This window comes from Pseudomonas sp. TE21394 (genome assembly GCF_054057835.1).
This window is the reverse complement of sequence record NZ_JBSRZR010000001.1, coordinates 182,396-197,623: the sequence shown is the minus strand read 5'-3', so window position 1 is coordinate 197,623 and position 15,228 is coordinate 182,396. Positions and strand designations below refer to the sequence as shown.

The 15,228-nt window shown below is 64.9% G+C and carries 14 protein-coding genes; 10 read left to right on the top strand and 4 right to left on the bottom strand.

From position 1 onward, the window contains the following. The first annotated feature begins 138 nt into the window (after positions 1–138). Positions 139–696 carry a GNAT family N-acetyltransferase gene (locus ACVWZT_RS00890; protein ID WP_457467720.1) on the top strand — a complete coding sequence of 186 codons (558 nt, stop codon included), beginning with the start codon at positions 139–141 and terminating at the stop codon, positions 694–696. A 29-nt stretch (positions 697–725) separates the two neighbouring features. Here the strand turns inward: ACVWZT_RS00890 and ACVWZT_RS00885 are convergent, their stop codons facing one another. Further along, on the bottom strand, positions 726–2,291 hold the full coding sequence (locus ACVWZT_RS00885; RefSeq protein WP_457467718.1) for a winged helix-turn-helix domain-containing tetratricopeptide repeat protein: 1,566 nt from the start codon (positions 2,289–2,291) through the stop codon (positions 726–728). 241 nt (positions 2,292–2,532) lie between these two features. On the opposite strand from ACVWZT_RS00885, the gene ACVWZT_RS00880 reads away from it, so the two are divergent. The 5 genes from ACVWZT_RS00880 to tcuB all read left to right on the top strand — a co-directional run bounded on the left by ACVWZT_RS00880 (position 2,533) and on the right by tcuB (position 7,471). Further along, positions 2,533–3,276 carry an SDR family oxidoreductase gene (locus tag ACVWZT_RS00880; RefSeq protein WP_457467716.1) on the top strand — a complete coding sequence of 248 codons (744 nt, stop codon included), beginning with the start codon at positions 2,533–2,535 and terminating at the stop codon, positions 3,274–3,276. A gap of 39 nt (positions 3,277–3,315) precedes the next feature. Further along, complete coding sequence (locus tag ACVWZT_RS00875) at positions 3,316–3,729, top strand: cupin domain-containing protein (RefSeq protein ID WP_296234465.1); 414 nt, start codon at positions 3,316–3,318, stop codon at positions 3,727–3,729. Positions 3,730–3,791: 62 nt separating this feature from the next. Further along, complete coding sequence (locus tag ACVWZT_RS00870) at positions 3,792–4,712, top strand: LysR family transcriptional regulator (RefSeq protein WP_457467714.1); 921 nt, start codon at positions 3,792–3,794, stop codon at positions 4,710–4,712. A 145-nt stretch (positions 4,713–4,857) separates the two neighbouring features. Then, positions 4,858–6,309 carry an FAD-dependent tricarballylate dehydrogenase TcuA gene (gene tcuA, locus ACVWZT_RS00865; RefSeq protein WP_457467712.1) on the top strand — a complete coding sequence of 484 codons (1,452 nt, stop codon included), beginning with the start codon at positions 4,858–4,860 and terminating at the stop codon, positions 6,307–6,309. Then, complete coding sequence (gene tcuB, locus ACVWZT_RS00860) at positions 6,290–7,471, top strand: tricarballylate utilization 4Fe-4S protein TcuB (protein WP_457467710.1); 1,182 nt, start codon at positions 6,290–6,292, stop codon at positions 7,469–7,471. The genes tcuA and tcuB overlap by 20 nt, the downstream gene beginning before the upstream one ends. A gap of 60 nt (positions 7,472–7,531) precedes the next feature. Here tcuB and ACVWZT_RS00855 read toward each other — a convergent pair whose 3' ends face one another. Continuing rightward, complete coding sequence (locus ACVWZT_RS00855; protein WP_457467709.1) at positions 7,532–8,425, bottom strand: LysR family transcriptional regulator; 894 nt, start codon at positions 8,423–8,425, stop codon at positions 7,532–7,534. Positions 8,426–8,571: 146 nt separating this feature from the next. Between ACVWZT_RS00855 and ACVWZT_RS00850 the strand changes: the two genes are divergently transcribed. The 4 genes from ACVWZT_RS00850 to ACVWZT_RS00835 all read left to right on the top strand — a co-directional run bounded on the left by ACVWZT_RS00850 (position 8,572) and on the right by ACVWZT_RS00835 (position 13,771). Next, entirely contained in the window at positions 8,572–9,651 is a 1,080-nt protein-coding gene (locus ACVWZT_RS00850; protein WP_296234470.1) for a 4-oxalomesaconate tautomerase, read from the top strand. Between the two features lie 72 nt (positions 9,652–9,723). Then, positions 9,724–11,031 carry a C4-dicarboxylate transporter DctA gene (gene dctA / locus ACVWZT_RS00845; RefSeq protein WP_457467707.1) on the top strand — a complete coding sequence of 436 codons (1,308 nt, stop codon included), beginning with the start codon at positions 9,724–9,726 and terminating at the stop codon, positions 11,029–11,031. A 116-nt stretch (positions 11,032–11,147) separates the two neighbouring features. Then, on the top strand, positions 11,148–12,452 hold the full coding sequence (locus ACVWZT_RS00840) for a CitMHS family transporter (protein ID WP_457467705.1): 1,305 nt from the start codon (positions 11,148–11,150) through the stop codon (positions 12,450–12,452). 65 nt (positions 12,453–12,517) lie between these two features. Continuing rightward, positions 12,518–13,771 carry an OprD family porin gene (locus ACVWZT_RS00835; RefSeq protein ID WP_457467704.1) on the top strand — a complete coding sequence of 418 codons (1,254 nt, stop codon included), beginning with the start codon at positions 12,518–12,520 and terminating at the stop codon, positions 13,769–13,771. 124 nt (positions 13,772–13,895) lie between these two features. Here the strand turns inward: ACVWZT_RS00835 and soxR are convergent, their stop codons facing one another. Together soxR and ACVWZT_RS00825 are read right to left on the bottom strand one after the other, a co-directional pair. After that, on the bottom strand, positions 13,896–14,351 hold the full coding sequence (soxR, locus tag ACVWZT_RS00830) for a redox-sensitive transcriptional activator SoxR (protein WP_457467702.1): 456 nt from the start codon (positions 14,349–14,351) through the stop codon (positions 13,896–13,898). 68 nt (positions 14,352–14,419) lie between these two features. Beyond that, entirely contained in the window at positions 14,420–15,157 is a 738-nt protein-coding gene (locus tag ACVWZT_RS00825) for a GntR family transcriptional regulator (RefSeq protein WP_457467700.1), read from the bottom strand. Positions 15,158–15,228: the final 71 nt, after the last annotated feature.

The window sequence follows — 15,228 nt, the reverse complement described above, 5'->3', positions numbered from 1 at the left end:
GCGTCCCCTGGTTCAGGGCAACAGTGTTATCGTCAGGCCGCTTGGCGACCTGTTTTCGTTGAGCTTCGATGAGCGTGCCAGGCGCGGAGTCCACTTTCAGAAACTGGCTCTTTGCTGAGGATATTCGGGAGCGCAGGCATGGATGGCCTTGCAACATTGTTCACAGAGCGTCTGCTGCTGACGCCACTTCGATTGGAGGATGCCCAGGCAATACAGGCGTTGTTCCCCCAATGGGAGGTGGTACGCTACCTCGATCGTCGCGTTCCATGGCCGTATCCGCCGGACGGTGCGCTGAGCTATGTGCGTGATATCGCCCTGCCTGCGATGGCCGCCGGCCGAGAGTGGCACTGGATGATCCGGCTGCGCGACGAAGACGAGCGCACCATCGGCAGCATCAGCCTGTATGACCAGGCGGGAAACAACCGCGGATTCTGGCTGGCGCCGCAGTGGTGGGGCCAAGGCTATATGCGCGAAGCTTGCCGGGCCATCAATGCTTACTGGTTCGAGACCTTGTCGCGCCCCGTCATGCGCGTCCCCAAGGCGGTGGCCAACAAAGCGTCGCGCAAGGTTTCGGAACACGAAGGCATGTACCTGGTCGACGTGCGCGATGGCGATTTCGTTGCCGGGCCAATGCGCGTCGAGATCTGGGAAATGACCCGTAGCGACTGGCTGGCCAGGGTGAACCCAGACCGCTAGTGGCTTATGCCTGGCCGGCGGTTTGCTGGTCAGGCTGGCAAACCGGCCAGTTGCAGGCCCTCGGCCAGCCGGGCCAGGTCCTCGTCGCGATGGATCGGCAACCATTCACGCAAGGTCGATACACGCAGCCCCGGGTCTTGCTCGCGCAAGCGCGCCATGGCCCGGTAGGCGCTGTCCAGCCGCCCGCTCAGGGCATGGCTGGCGGCGACCAGGGCTACCGCGACCAGCAAGTTGGGCAGGTTGCCCAACGATTTTTCCGCACACTCCAGCGCTTGCTCCAGGCGCCCGGCAAAGAAGTGCGCCAACGCCATGCCCACCTGCATGCGGAACATCTCCGGGTCCAGTGGGCTCAGCCGGGTGGCATGGCTGAGGTTGTCGATGGCGGCCTGGGTCTCGCCACGCAACGCCCGCAACACCCCGCCCAGGTACCAGGCCGGCGCCAGGTTGGGGTTGAGCAGGCGTGCCCGGTCGAGCAAGGCGATGGCACCGTCCAGGTCGCCGGTCAGGTGGCCAAGGGCATGGCCACCGCGGGTCAGGGCCACCGCATCGTCACGCCCCAGCGTCACCGCGAGGCGCGCGAGCCGGGCGCCCTCGGCGATTTCCTCGGCGCGGTTGTCCATCCAGCCATTGAGCTTGCGCCAGAAGTAGCACCATGCCGCCATGCCATAGGCCGAAGCGAACTCCGGATCGCGCTCGATGGCGTGGTAATACAGTGTCAATGCCTCGGCGATCGCCTCGCGGCTGCCGTGGTGCAGCTTGGCCGTGCCGCGCAGGTAGAAATCGTAGGCGCCAAGGTCGGCGGTGGGCTTGCGCTTGGCCCGCTCGATCTCGGCCCGCTCCAGCTGCGGTGCGATCGCTCCTGCCACGCTTTCGGTGACCTGGTCCTGCAACTCGAACACATCATCCAGCGGCCCTTCGAAACGCTCGGCCCACAGGTGCTCGCCTGTGCTGGCGTCGATCAGCTGGCCGGTGATGCGCAGCCGCTGGCCGGCCCGGCGCACGCTGCCTTCGAGTACATAGCGCACGCCCAGTGCCCGGCCTACCTGCTGCACGTCGATGCGCTGGCCCTTGAAGGTGAAGCTGGAGTTGCGGGCGATGACGAACAGCCAGCGGTTGCGTGACAGGGCAGCAATGATGTCTTCGACCACGCCGTCGGCGAAATAGTCCTGCTCGGGGTCACCGCTGAGGTTCTGGAATGGCAGCACGCTGATCGACGGCTTGTCCGGCAGCGCAGGCCCGCTGGGCGTCGGCGCTGTTTCGGCCACGACTTGCGCCGGGCCGCTAGTGGGTTCGCGCACTTCGCCGACGAAGCGATAGCCCTTGCGCGGCACGGTGCGCAACAGCCGTTGTTCCTCGCCGGAGTCGCCGATGGCTTTGCGCACGGCATTGATGTGGCTGGTGATGGTCGATTCGGAGACCACCTTGCCGTTCCATACCCGCGCCAGCAATTCGTCACGGCCGAGCACCCGGTCGCGGTGGCTGACCAGTTGTACCAGCAGGTCGAACACCTGCGGGCCGATGGCCACGGCCTGGCCCCGGCGGGTCAGTTCCCGGCGCTGCTCGTCGAGCTGATAGTCGTCAAACACGAATGGCACGTGGCATCCCTCGCACGCCGTGGGCCTGGTGGCCGAGGCGCCTGGTTTCAGGTCTCCGTCGATGATACGGCAGCTGCCCTGGCGGCAATACTGGCCTGCGCCCGGCTTGAACAGTTTGGACGCAAATTGAAGCCTGCGTGGAGGCAAATCCAGGCAGTGAACAAGGACTCGCTGTGCCAGGCGGCGCATGCTGCAGCCAGGCGACGGCAGTGGTTGCGGTCGTGCACGTGGAGACAGCCCAGTGAAAATCGTGGTCATCGGAGGCACCGGCCTCATTGGTTCGAAGCTTGTCAACGGCCTGCATGAGCGCGGCCACCAGGCCGTCGCGGCGGCGCCGAGCACCGGGGTCAACAGCATCACCCGCGAGGGTCTTGCCGAGACGATGGATGGCGCGGATGTGGTGGTGGACGTGGCCAATGCACCGTCCTGGGAGGAACAGGCGGTGCTGGACTTCTTCGAGACGTCCACGCGCAACCTGCTGGCAGCCGGGAAAGCCGCTGGGGTGAAGCATCATGTGGTGTTGTCGATCGTCGGTAGCGAGCGCCTGCCGGACAACGGCTATTTCCGCGCCAAAGTCGCCCAGGAGGCGTTGGTCAAGGACTCCGGGCTGCCGTACACCGTGCTGCGGGCTACGCAGTTCTTCGAATTTGTCGAAGGCATCGCCCAGGCGGGTACTGTCGGTGATGAAATCCATCTGTCGCCGGCGTTGTTCCAGCCGCTGGCTGCCGATGACGTGGTGACGGCGCTGCTCGACGTGGCCCTGGCACCGGCAGCCAACGCTACGCTGGAGGTGGCCGGGCCAGAGGCGCTGCCGATGGACGAGCTGGTGCGCCGCTTCCTGCGCCTGCGTGGTGACAACCGTAAGGTAGTGGCCGACGTGCACGCCCGCTATTTCGGCGCCGAGCTCGATGACAGGGCACTCACCCCCGGCAGCGGCGCGCGGCTTGGCACCATCCGTTTCGAAGACTGGCTGGCGCGCCAGTGAGTCACCTGGCACCCACCCGTTAACTCAAGGAGCATCAGCATGTTCAATCGCACCCTCCTGGCCACCGCGTTCAGCGTGCTGGCCATCACCCCGACGATCGCCGCCGAACGCCCGCTGAGCAAGGTCACCGTGGTGTTCGACAAGCCGCTGCCGAATGTCCCAGGCAAGAGCATGCGCGGGGTCATCGTCGACTACGCGCCGGGCGCCGCATCACCCGCGCACCGCCACCCGAATTCCGCGTTCATCTACGCCACCGTGCTTGAAGGCGAAGTACGCAGCAGCGTCAACGGCGAGCCGGCCAAGGTCTACAAGCCCGGCGAGAACTGGTACGAGGCCCCGGGCGCGTTCCACGGCGTCAGCGCCAACGCCAGCGACAGCAAGCCGGCCAAGCTGATGGCGGTGTTCGTGCTCGACAGCAAAGAGACGGTACTGGTCACCCCGAGCGACAAGTAGGCCGCGAGCAGCCACCGATCCTGCGTACAATGCGGGCAGGGCAAGGGCATCGCGAGGTCAATGTGGAGTTACGCCAGGTTCGCTACTTTTTGAGTGTGCTGGAGCACGGCAGCCTGGGCAGGGCCGCGCTCGAGCTAGGGGTAGGCGCGTCCGCCCTGAGCCAGCAGCTGTCGAAGCTGGAAAGCGAGCTGAGCACACGCCTGCTGACTCGCTCGAGTACCGGTGTTACGCCGACAGCGGCGGGCCTGGCCTTCGAGTACCACGCGCGGCTGGCGCTGCGCCAGGCCGAGCACGCCATGCTGGCGGCGCAGAGCGGGCGCATGAGCGGCTATGTCAGCGTCGGCCTGGCGCCAACCACTGCATCGGTCCTGGGCCTGGCCCTGATCGAGCGGATGCGCCAGCGCTATCCGGACATCCACCTGCACCTGGTGGAGATGCTCTCGGGATATCTGTTCAGCCAGCTCAACGCCCGGCATCTGGACCTGGCGGTGTTGTTCCAGGCGGAAGCGGGGGCGCGGCTGGAGGTGCGCCCGCTGTTGCAGGAGCGCTTGTTCGCCCTGGTGCCGCAGCGCCTGGTGCAGGATGGCTGGGGCGATGCGCTGACCTTGCAGCAGATCGCCACGCTGCCACTGGTGATGCCCAGTACCCAGCATGGCCTGCGTTCGACCTTGCAGGCGGTCCTGGCCCGGGCCGGCCTGGAGGCCGACATCGTCATGGAGGTCGACGGTTTGTCGCTGCTCATGGATTGCGTGGCGGCCGGCCACGCTGCCACCCTGCAACCCGGTGCCGCGGTAGCCAGGGCAGCCCAGGCCGGCGTGCGGGTATTCGCCATCGACGATGCCCAGGCGCAGCGCCGCAACCTGGTGGTGAGCCTGAGTGAAGACGAGCTCTCGCCAGCTGCGCTGGCGACCCGGATCGTACTGCATGAGGTTGCCCGCGACCTGGTCGCCCAGGGGCAATGGCCAGGGGCGCACCTGCTCTGATCGGCGCGTGCGGCGCCGCCACCCTTTAGCAAAACTGAACACCCACCCTCGCTGATCGCGTTTCGTCACCCGCACGGGGTCCTTAGATTCCGTGGTCCGCGAGGAGCACACCGACCGTTCTGGCTCCTCGAGACCTGGAGGCAAAATGATCGATGTGCTTGTCATTGGCGGTGGCAACGCCGCCCTGTGCGCGGCCTTGATGGCACGTGAGGCCGGCGCCAGTGTGCTGCTGCTGGAGGCCGCGCCGCGTGCCTGGCGAGGTGGCAACTCGCAACACACCCGCAACCTGCGGTGCATGCACGATGCACCCCAGGATGTGCTGGTCGATGCGTACCCGGAAGAAGAGTTCTGGGAAGACCTGCTCAAGGTCACCGACGGCCAGACCGACGAAAAACTGGCGCGGCTGGTGATCAGGGCGTCGTCCGACTGCCGCGGCTGGATGCGGCGTCACGGTGTGCACTTCCAGCCGTCGTTGTCCGGGGCCTTGCACACGGCTCGGACCAATGCGTTTTTCATGGGCGGCGGCAAGGCGTTGATCAATGCCTATTTCCGCAGCGCCGAACGCCTGGGCGTGGAGGTTCGCTACGACACCCCGGTGTGCGACATCGAGCTGCAGGGCGACCGTTTCGTCGCCGCCCATGTACCGGCGCGCGAGGTAGGCGGGCGGCAGTTGCCGGCCGAACGCATCCAGGCACGCAGCTGCGTGCTGGCCGCCGGTGGCTTCGAATCCAACCGCAGCTGGCTGCGTGAAGCCTGGGGGCAGAACGAGCGCGGCGAATGGCCGGCGGACAACTTCCTGGTGCGCGGTACCCGCTTCAATGACGGCGTGCTGCTGCGGCGCATGATCGACCTGGGCGCCGACACCATCGGTGACCCGACCCAGGCGCACATGGTAGCTATCGATGCCCGCGCGCCGCTTTACGACGGCGGCATCTGCACCCGCATCGACTGCGTTTCGCTGGGGCTGGTGGTCAATCGCGAAGGCCGGCGCTTCTACGATGAGGGTGAAGACTTCTGGCCCAAGCGCTACGCGATCTGGGGCCGCCTGGTGGCTCATCAGCCGGGCCAGGTCGGCTTTTCCATCATCGACCAGAAGGCCCTGGGCCGCTTCATGCCACCGGTGTTCCCAGGCACCACGGCCAACACCCTCGAAGAACTGGCGGGCCTGCTTGGGCTGCCGCCGGCGGCCTTCGTGGACACCGTGCAGGCTTACAACCGCGCCTGCCAGCCCGGCACCTTCGACCATACCCGGCTGGATGACTGCCACACCGTCGGTCTTGTCCCGGCCAAGAGCCACTGGGCCCTGCCCATCGATACACCGCCTTTCTACGGCTACCCGCTGCGCCCTGGCGTCACCTTCACCTACCTGGGCCTGCGCACCGACGAGAGCGCCGCCGTTCACTTCGCCGGCCGGCGCAGCCCGAACCTGTTCGTGGCCGGTGAAATGATGGCCGGCAACGTGCTGGGTAAGGGTTATACCGCCGGTGTCGGCATGTCCATTGGCACCGCCTTCGGGCGTATCGCCGGTACCCGCGCCGCCGCTGCCGCGCGCATTCCATCCCCAGACGAGGCCCGCCATGACCGCGCAACTGCCTGACCCCCGCCAGTACCAACCTGCTGCAAGCGGTCCCGAACTGATCCCGTTGCTGAACCTGGAGGAACAGGAAGTGCAGCGGCAGATGAGCATCTGCAATGCCTGTCGCTACTGTGAAGGGTTCTGCGCCGTGTTCCCGGCGATGACCCGCCGGCTGACCTTCGGCAAGGCTGATATCCATTACCTGGCCAACCTGTGTCACAACTGCGGCGCCTGCCTGCACGCGTGCCAGTACGCTGCGCCTCACGAGTTCGCCGTCAACGTGCCGCAGGCGATGGCCAAGGTGCGCGGCCAAACCTACGCCGACTATGCCTGGCCAGCGGCGTTTGGCCGGCTGTATCGGCACAGTGGGGGCTATGTCGCCAGCGCGCTGGCCCTGGCGCTGTCGCTGTTCCTGTTGCTGGCCCTGGCGGTCAACGGCACCTTGCTGCCCGGGCGGCTGGCGGGGGATTTCTATGCGGTGTTCCCGCATAACACCCTGGCGCTGTTGTTCGGCAGCGTGTTCAGCCTTGCCGGTGTGGCGCTGGCACTGGCGGTGCGACGCTTCTGGCGCCAGATTTCGCCGGCCGGGCAGCAGGCAGCCTCGGCCGACGGCGCTGTGCTCGAGGCATCGGCGGCGGTACTGACGCTGAAGTACCTCGACGGAGGGCATGGCCAGGGCTGCAACAATGCCGACGACCGCTACACGCTGTGGCGGCGCCGCTTCCATCACCTGACCTTCTACGGCTTCCTGCTGTGCTTTGCGGCCACGCTGGTCGCCACCGGTTATCACTACCTGCTCGGCCTGGCAGCGCCTTACCCGGTGCTGAGCCTGCCGGTGCTGCTGGGTACGGTCGGTGGGGTTGGCCTGGTCATTGGCCCGCTCGGGCTGCTGGCGCTGAACCTGCGCCGGGCGCCGGCACATGGCGATGTCCGGCAAAGGCCCATGGACCGGGCATTCATCCTGCTGCTGTTGCTGGTCAGCGTCAGCGGGCTGGCACTGCTGGCGCTGCGTGACAGCGGGGCGATGGCCATGTTGCTGGCCATTCACCTGGGCACGGTGATGGCGCTGTTCCTCACGCTGCCCTACGGCAAGTTCGCCCATGGCGTGTTCCGCAGCGCCGCGTTGCTGAAATTCGCCATCGAGAAACGCCGGCCCGACCCGCATGGCCTGGGTGGGGACTGAAGCATGGGCGCGGCGCTGCTGGTTGTCTTGGCCGGGCATCAGCCTGGCGGCCCTGGCTGTTCAGCGGTTCGGCCACTTCTCCAGCAGGATCGAAACGAACTTTTCCGCGGCAGGCGACAGCGACGCTCCGCGCCGGTACACCAGGCCCAGGGTGCGCGTCACCTGGGGTTCGATCAGCGGCACGCTGACCAGTGTCGGGTGGTCGGCGCTGGGCATGGCCAGGCTGGGCATGGCGGATACCCCCAGCCCGGCCTCGACCATCCCCAGCGAGGTGGACAGGTGCTGTACCTCGTAGAACCACTTGGGGCGCAGGTTGAGGCCGGAAAGGGCATGGTCGAGCAGCATGCGGTTGCCGCTCAGGCGGCCAACGCCGATCAACCGGTAGTCGGCAAGCTCGGTCCAGGTAACGGCTTCACGCCCCGCCAGTTTGTGGTCGCGCCGGCAGGCCAGGACGAAGTGCTCTTGCACCAGCGAGACGAATTCGATGTCCGGGTGTTGCCCGCTCATCATGTTGATGCCGAAGTCGGCTTCGCCACGCAGCACGGCTTCCAGCCCGTCATTGGCGCTGAGGTCGAGCAGGCGGATACGGATTTTCGGGTACCGCTCGTTGTAGTCGCGAATCACCGACGGCAGGAAGTAGAACGCGGCGGTGGGTATGCAGGCGAGGGTGACCTGGCCGGTCTGCCGCTCGGCCAGCTCACGGATGCTGAGGATCGAGTCCTCGAAATCATCCAGCAGCCGCCTGGCCTTGGGCAGGAAGTCGCGCCCGACGCTGGTCAGGCTGACCCGACGGGTGGTGCGTTCGAGCAACGAGGTGCCCAACCCTTCTTCGAGCTTCTTGATCCGCCGGCTCAGCGCCGGCTGGGACAGGTGCAGGGCTTCGGCGGCTTCATGGAAGCTGCCGAGTTCGGCGATTTTCACGAAAGATCGGATGTCTTGCAGTTCATATTCCATAAATAAACCACAGCGCTTTTGACAGAGAATTATTTTATGAAAAGCAATAATGGCTACGATATTTGCATTGGATTGATTTATCCATCCCTGTCACTCTTTTGCTCACAGCATCAATGATGTCCATTGATCAACAAGAGTGCGAAATCATGCAACGAATTCCTTGCGTACTCATGCGCGGTGGCACCTCCAAGGGGCCGTTCTTCCACGCCTGGGACCTGCCTGCCAATGTGGTCGAGCGCGACGAATTGCTGATCAACCTGATGGGCTCCGGTCATGAACTGGAAATCGACGGCATCGGTGGCGGCAGCCCGCAGACCAGCAAGGTCGCCATCATCAGCCCGTCGTTGCATGCCGACGCCGACGTCGACTACCTGTTCGTCCAGGTCATGGTTGCCCAGCGCCGGGTCGACACAGCCCCGAACTGCGGCAACATGCTGTGCGCCGTCGGCCCGTTCGCCATCGAGCAGGGCCTGGTCAAGGGCCAGGACGGCAAGACGTTGGTGCGTATTCGCAACCTCAACACTGGCACCTTCGTCAATTCACTGGTGGAAACCCCCGGCGGTATCGTGCGCTACGAAGGCCGTACGGCGATCGATGGCGTACCGGGCACTGCCGCCCCGGTGCACCTGACCTTCCTCGATGCGGTCGGCAGCAAGACCGGCAAGCTGTTCCCCACCGGCCAGGCCAAGGATGTGATCGACGGTGTGCCAGTCACCTGCATCGACATGGCCATGCCGATGATGGTGGTCCAGGCCAGCGAACTGGGGGTCAGCGGCGCGGAAACCCCGGCTGAACTCGACGCCAACGGCGCGCTGCTCGCACGCCTCGAGGCGTTGCGCCTGAAGGCCGGCAAGGCCATGGGCCTGGGTGATGTCAGTGGCATGGTCATTCCCAAGCCGGTGTTGGTGTCCAAACCACGCTACGACGGCACCGTGCAGGTTCGCTACTTCATGCCGCACAACTGCCATCGTGCCCTGGCCATCACCGGCGCGGTAGGGCTGGCGACTGCCTGTGTCAGCCCCGGTACGGTGATCGGCGACCTGCTGGGCGAGGGCGCGGGGCAACTCACCGAGGTGCGCCTGGAACACCCGAGCGGTGGCATCGATGTGGCGCTGTCGCGCAGTGGCGCCAATGGCCAGACGATCCAGGCCTCGGTGGTGCGAACCGCCCGGCGGCTCTTCTCAGGGTTCGTCTACGCCCCTACATTCCGCAGGTTGGCGGGGTAAGCCCAGGGGTTATCCAGACCTGCACGATCGCAACAAGCGCATCCGCACAATTTCAACAATGGGTGATGCCACATGAAACTCGCCAAATCGCTGTATTTCCAGATCCTCTGCGCCGTCCTGCTGGGCGTGGTGGTCGGCCATTTCTGGGCGCAACAGGCGGTGGCCCTGAAGCCGCTGGGTGATGCGTTCATCAAGCTGATCAAGATGATGATCGCCCCGGTGGTGTTCTGCACCATCGTCACCGGCATCGCCGGCATGACCGACAAGCGCTCTCTGGGGCGCCTGATGAGCAAGACCTTGCTGCTGTTCCTGGGCCTGACCGTGCTCAGCCTGGTAATCGGCCTGGCGGCGGTGTACCTGTTCAAGCCCGGCGCCGGCATGAACATCGACCCGGCCACCCTGAGCAGCGCCGGCCTCAGCCAGTACACTGCGTCGGCCGCCAAGCTGAGCGTGGTGGACTTCTTCATGCACATCATCCCGGACACCTTCATCGGGGCCTTCAACAAAGGTGAAGTGCTACCGGTGCTGTTCATTGCCGTGCTCAGCGGTTTTGCCCTGTCGTCGATGGGCGAGAAGGGCAAGCCGGTACTGGATGTGCTGGAGTCGGCGTCGACCATGGTGTTCCGAATCTTCGGCTACCTGATGCGGTTTGCCCCGGTCGGAGCCTTTGGTGCGCTGGCGTTCACCGTCGGCCAGTACGGCGTCACCTCGCTCGGTTCGCTGGCCAAGCTGGTGGGTACGCTGTATATCGCCTGCGCGTTCTTCGTCCTGGTCGTGCTGGGTGGCATCTGCCGTGCCCACGGCTTCAGCCTGTGGAAGCTGCTGCGTTACTTCCGCGAGGAGTTCCTGGTGGTGCTGGGCACGTCCTCGACCGAGCCGGTGCTGCCGCGCATGCTCGAAAAACTCGAGAAGCTGGGCTGCAACAAGGGCGTGGTCGGCCTGGTGTTGCCTACCGGCTACTCGTTCAACCTGGACGGAACCGCCATCTACCTGTCACTGGCAGCGGTGTTCATCGCCCAGGCCTGCAACATCGACCTGAGCCTGGGCCAGGTGGTCACCATGCTGGCGATCATGCTGCTGTCGTCCAAGGGCGCCGCAGGCGTGACCGGCAGCGGCTTCGTGGCGCTGGCCTCGACCCTGACCGTGATCCACGACATCCCCCTGGCCGGCCTGGCCCTGCTGATCGGCATCGACCGCTTCATGTCGGAGGCCCGTGCCCTGACCAGCCTTGCCAGCAACGCGGTGGCAACGGTGGTGGTGTCGCTGTCGGAAAACGCCTGTGACCGCCAGACCCTGCTCAGCCGCCTGAACGGCGAAGCGCTGGCCGGCCCGGTTGCCGAAACGCCTGAATGGGCCGTCGAGCCGCATCGTCACGGCTGAACTGCGTTGCCCTGAACCTCTGTCGACACGTCCCCCACCCGCTTCTGCCGGGTGGGGTAGGGGGCCGTCTGCGCTGCACTCGGCCACACTGGAAAATAACAACAAGAGAACGAACCATGCTTGCACTTCTGGGCCTGATCATGGTGGTGACCTTCACCTACCTGATCATGAGTAAACGCCTGTCCCCGATCGTCGCACTGACCGTCGTGCCGATCGTCTTCGCCCTGATCGGCGGCTTCGCCCCGGAGCTGGGCAAGATGATGCTCGACGGGCTGAAGATGGTTGCGCCGTCTGCTGCGTTGCTGCTGTTCGCCATCCTGTTTTTCGGCCTGATGATCGACGCCGGCCTGTTCGACCCGCTGATCCGCAAGATCCTCAAGCGGGTGAACGGCGACCCGGTCAAGATCGCCATCGGCACCGCGCTGCTGTCGCTGCTGGTGGCGCTGGACGGTGATGGCACCACCACCTACATGATCACCTGCGCCGCCATGCTGCCGCTGTACAAGCGCATAGGCATGAACCCGATGATCCTGGCCACCGTGTCGATGTTGTCGCTGAGCATCATGAGCGGCATGAGCCCTTGGGGCGGCCCGGCCACGCGTGCCATTGCCGCACTGGGGCTCGATGCCACCGAATACTTCATCCCGATGTTGCCCACCGTCATCGGTGGCGCCGCGTGGGTAGTGTTCACAGCCTTCCTGCTGGGCCGCGCCGAGCGGCGGCGTATCGGCAACATCGCGCTGCAGTCCGGGGGTGGCAACTGCTACATCAAGGAAATCCTCGGCGAGAGCCCGCACAAGCGCCCGCGCCTCGCCTATGTGAACCTGCTGCTGGTGATTGTGGTGATGAGCGCCCTGGTGCTGGGGCTGATGCACGCCGCCATCCTGTTCATGGTCGGTTTCGTCGCTGCGCTGATGATCAACTACCCGCAGCTGGAATTGCAGAAAGAACGCATCCTCGCTCACTCGGGCAATGCGATGACCGTAGTGCTGCTGGTATTCGCCGCGGGCATCTTCGCCGGCATTTTCTCCGGCACCAAGATGGTCGATGCGCTGGCGCAAACCCTGGTGGACTGGATTCCGGAAGCCTGGAGCCACTGGTTCCCGCTGGTGGTGGCGCTGACCAGCATGCCGCTGACCTTCGTGCTGTCCAACGACGCCTACTACTTTGGCGTGGTGCCGATCCTGGCCAATGCTGCGGCGGCCTATGGCATCGACCCGGTGGAAATTGCCCGCGCCTCGGTGCTGGGCCAGCCGGTGCATCTGATGAGCCCACTGGTCGCGTCGACCCTGCTGCTGGTGGGCATGGTCGACCGGGATATCGGCGACTTCCAGAAAGCCACGGTGAAATGGGCAGTCCTCACTTCACTGGTCATCACCGCACTGGCACTGCTTACCGGGGCCTTGTCCTTCTTCGTCTAAGCGATACCGGGCGCTGACAGGCGCCCGCCATTACTCATTCTGAAAACAACAACAGAGTACCGACCATGTCCCGAGCTGTGTTCCGTGGGGCCACCTGTGGCCTGCTGTGCGGCTGGCTGCCCGTTGCCGGCGCCGCTGGTTTCGTCGATGACAGCAAACTCAAGCTGCAACTGCGCAATGTCTATTTCAACGAAAACTTCCGTGACGAGCAGGGCATGAGTGCCCGCGCCGCGGCCAATGCCAAGAGCGAGCGGGTAGAGTGGGCGCAGGGCTTCCTGCTCGACTATCAGTCGGGCTTTACCAACGGCACCTTGGGCGTGGGGCTGGATGCCCTTGGTCTGTGGGGCGTACGCCTCGATTCCGGTCGTGGGCGCAGTGGCACCGGGCTGCTGCCGGTGCACGACGACGGCCGTGCTGCGCACGAGTTCGCCAGCGCCGGGGTGACGGCCAAGGCACGCCTGGGCCAGACCGTGGTCAAGCATGGCACCTTGCTGCCGAAGATGCCGCTGCTGGTATACAACGATGCGCGCTTGTTGCCGCAGACCTACCAAGGCACGCAGCTCACCAGCACCGACATTGACGGGTTGGCCTTGACGGCTGGCCACCTGGACCGCTTCAAGCAGCGTGACGCTACCGACAGCACCGGCCTTTACCTGGATGGCTATGCCGGCGACAGGTCGGGCGACTTCAACTTTGCCGGTGCCGATTATGCGCTTAACAAGCAACTGCGCCTGAGCTACTACCATGGCCAGCTCGAACATTTCTATCGCCAGGATTTCGCCGGGCTGGTCCACGACCTGCCGTTGGCCGGCGGGGTGCTGACTACCGACCTGCGCTATTTCAAGAGCCGCGACAGCGGGGCGGCCTATGGCGGCGCCATCGACAATGACATGTTCAGCGGGCAGTTGGCCTATGCCCATTCCGGCCATACCGTCGGTGCTGGCTACCAGGTGCTCGATGGCGACGCGGGGCTGCCGTATATCAGTGGTGCAACGGTGTATTCGTTCAGCAACGTCGGTATCGGCAAGTTCATCGAGGAAGAGGAGAAGACCTGGATGGCCAGCTACGCCTACAACTTTGCCGCCGCTGGTGTGCCTGGGCTGACTTTCATGGCGCGCTACCTGAGTGGCGACAATGGCCGCTCCGGCAGCGCGGGGATCAAGGAGTGGGAGCGTGACGCCGAGCTTGCCTACGTAGTGCAGGCCGGGCCCTTGAAAGGCCTGGGGGTGAAGTTGCGCAATTATGTCTACCGTTCGGATTTCGCCCGCGGGCGGGACAGCAATCGCCTCTATCTGACCTACGATATCGCCATCTGGTAAGCGCGCGTACGGTTCCGCTGGGAGCTCAAGGGCAAGAGGCTAGCGTAGCCCCTGTAGGCGCGGCTTCAGCTGCGATCACCGGCGCAGCCGGTGCCATCCACCGCGTCGCCTGTGGGCGCATACCTCATCGGGTCTTGTTCTCCAGAATCCGCCCGCCGGTCCCTTGCTTGCCCAGTACATCTTCGGGGTTGCGCAGCGGGCATTCCTCCAGCGACAGGCAACCGCAACCTATGCAGTTGTCCAGGCTGTCGCGCAATGCCTCAAGCGTGCGGATGCGCGCGTTCAGGTCTTCGCGCCAGGCGCTGGACATTTCCCCCCATTGCGCCGCCGTCAGCTTGCTGTTCGGCGGATACCGGCTGAACGCCTGCCTGATTTCCTCCAGGGGAATGCCGGTGCGCTGCGCCACCTTGATGATCGCCAATGTGCGCAGTACCAGCGCGGGATAGCGGCGCTGGTTGCCTGCCGTTCGAGTGCTGGCAATCAGCCCCTTGGTTTCGTAGAAATGCAGCGCAGACACGGCCACGCCGCTGCGTCTGGCCACTTCACCTACCGTTAGCATTCGTGTGCTTTCTACTGCCATGCCTGTTGGCCTCACGTTAACCTGCAGAAGCTGACGGGTATTTGTATAAGTGCAGCGCGCTGATCGCTTCAACCCGCTGAACGATCTCGGCGCATCTGGCTGATCAAGGTAAAGCGATCAGCCGGAAGCACCGTCTCGGCCACAGCCATCAGGTCGCCGTTTTCCTCGCGGTAATGGCGGATGATGTTGAGCGCTGCGGCACCTGCCTCGGCCTTCAGTGCGTGGGCGATTGGCGCTGTCAGCAAGACCGCCCGAACCTGCTGTTCGACCCACGCGATTGCCCGGCCGTAGCGTTGCTCGATCAGCTCTGCGATCACCTGGTCGGGGTGTCCGCGGGCCAGTTCGATGACCTCGGCATAGTCCCGCGGTACGTAAACCTCGCTCCAGCACTGCGGCAAGCTATCATGCACGCAGTCGACACGGATGCTCGACACGCACAGATAGTGCTCACCCGGTACCAGGCCCAACCGCTCGGCCTCGCTCAGGTCGGCGACGAAGTGGCGCAGGTCCTGTATTTGCCGCTGCTGGTTTTGCCCGAGTTGCGCCAGCTCCGCCACGCTGGCCAGTGACTGGGAATAGCCGCCACGCGGACTGCTGGCCTCGACCCGGGTGCCCACGCGCTTGCGCCGCGACACCAGCCCCTGGTCGAGCAACTGGTCGATGGCCGCGCGCACCGTGTGCCGGCTGACACCGTACAGGTCGCACAGCTCGAGTTCGGTGGGCAGCAGGCTGCCCACCGGGTAACGGCCACTGGTGATGCCTTGCATCAGGTCCTTTGCCACACGGGCATAGCGCGTCGGGTTCATGCTTGCCCTGTCGGCAAAAACGAAAGCTGGGCAGTTTAGCAGAGCTCCCCGACGGGGCAGGTTACTTTGCC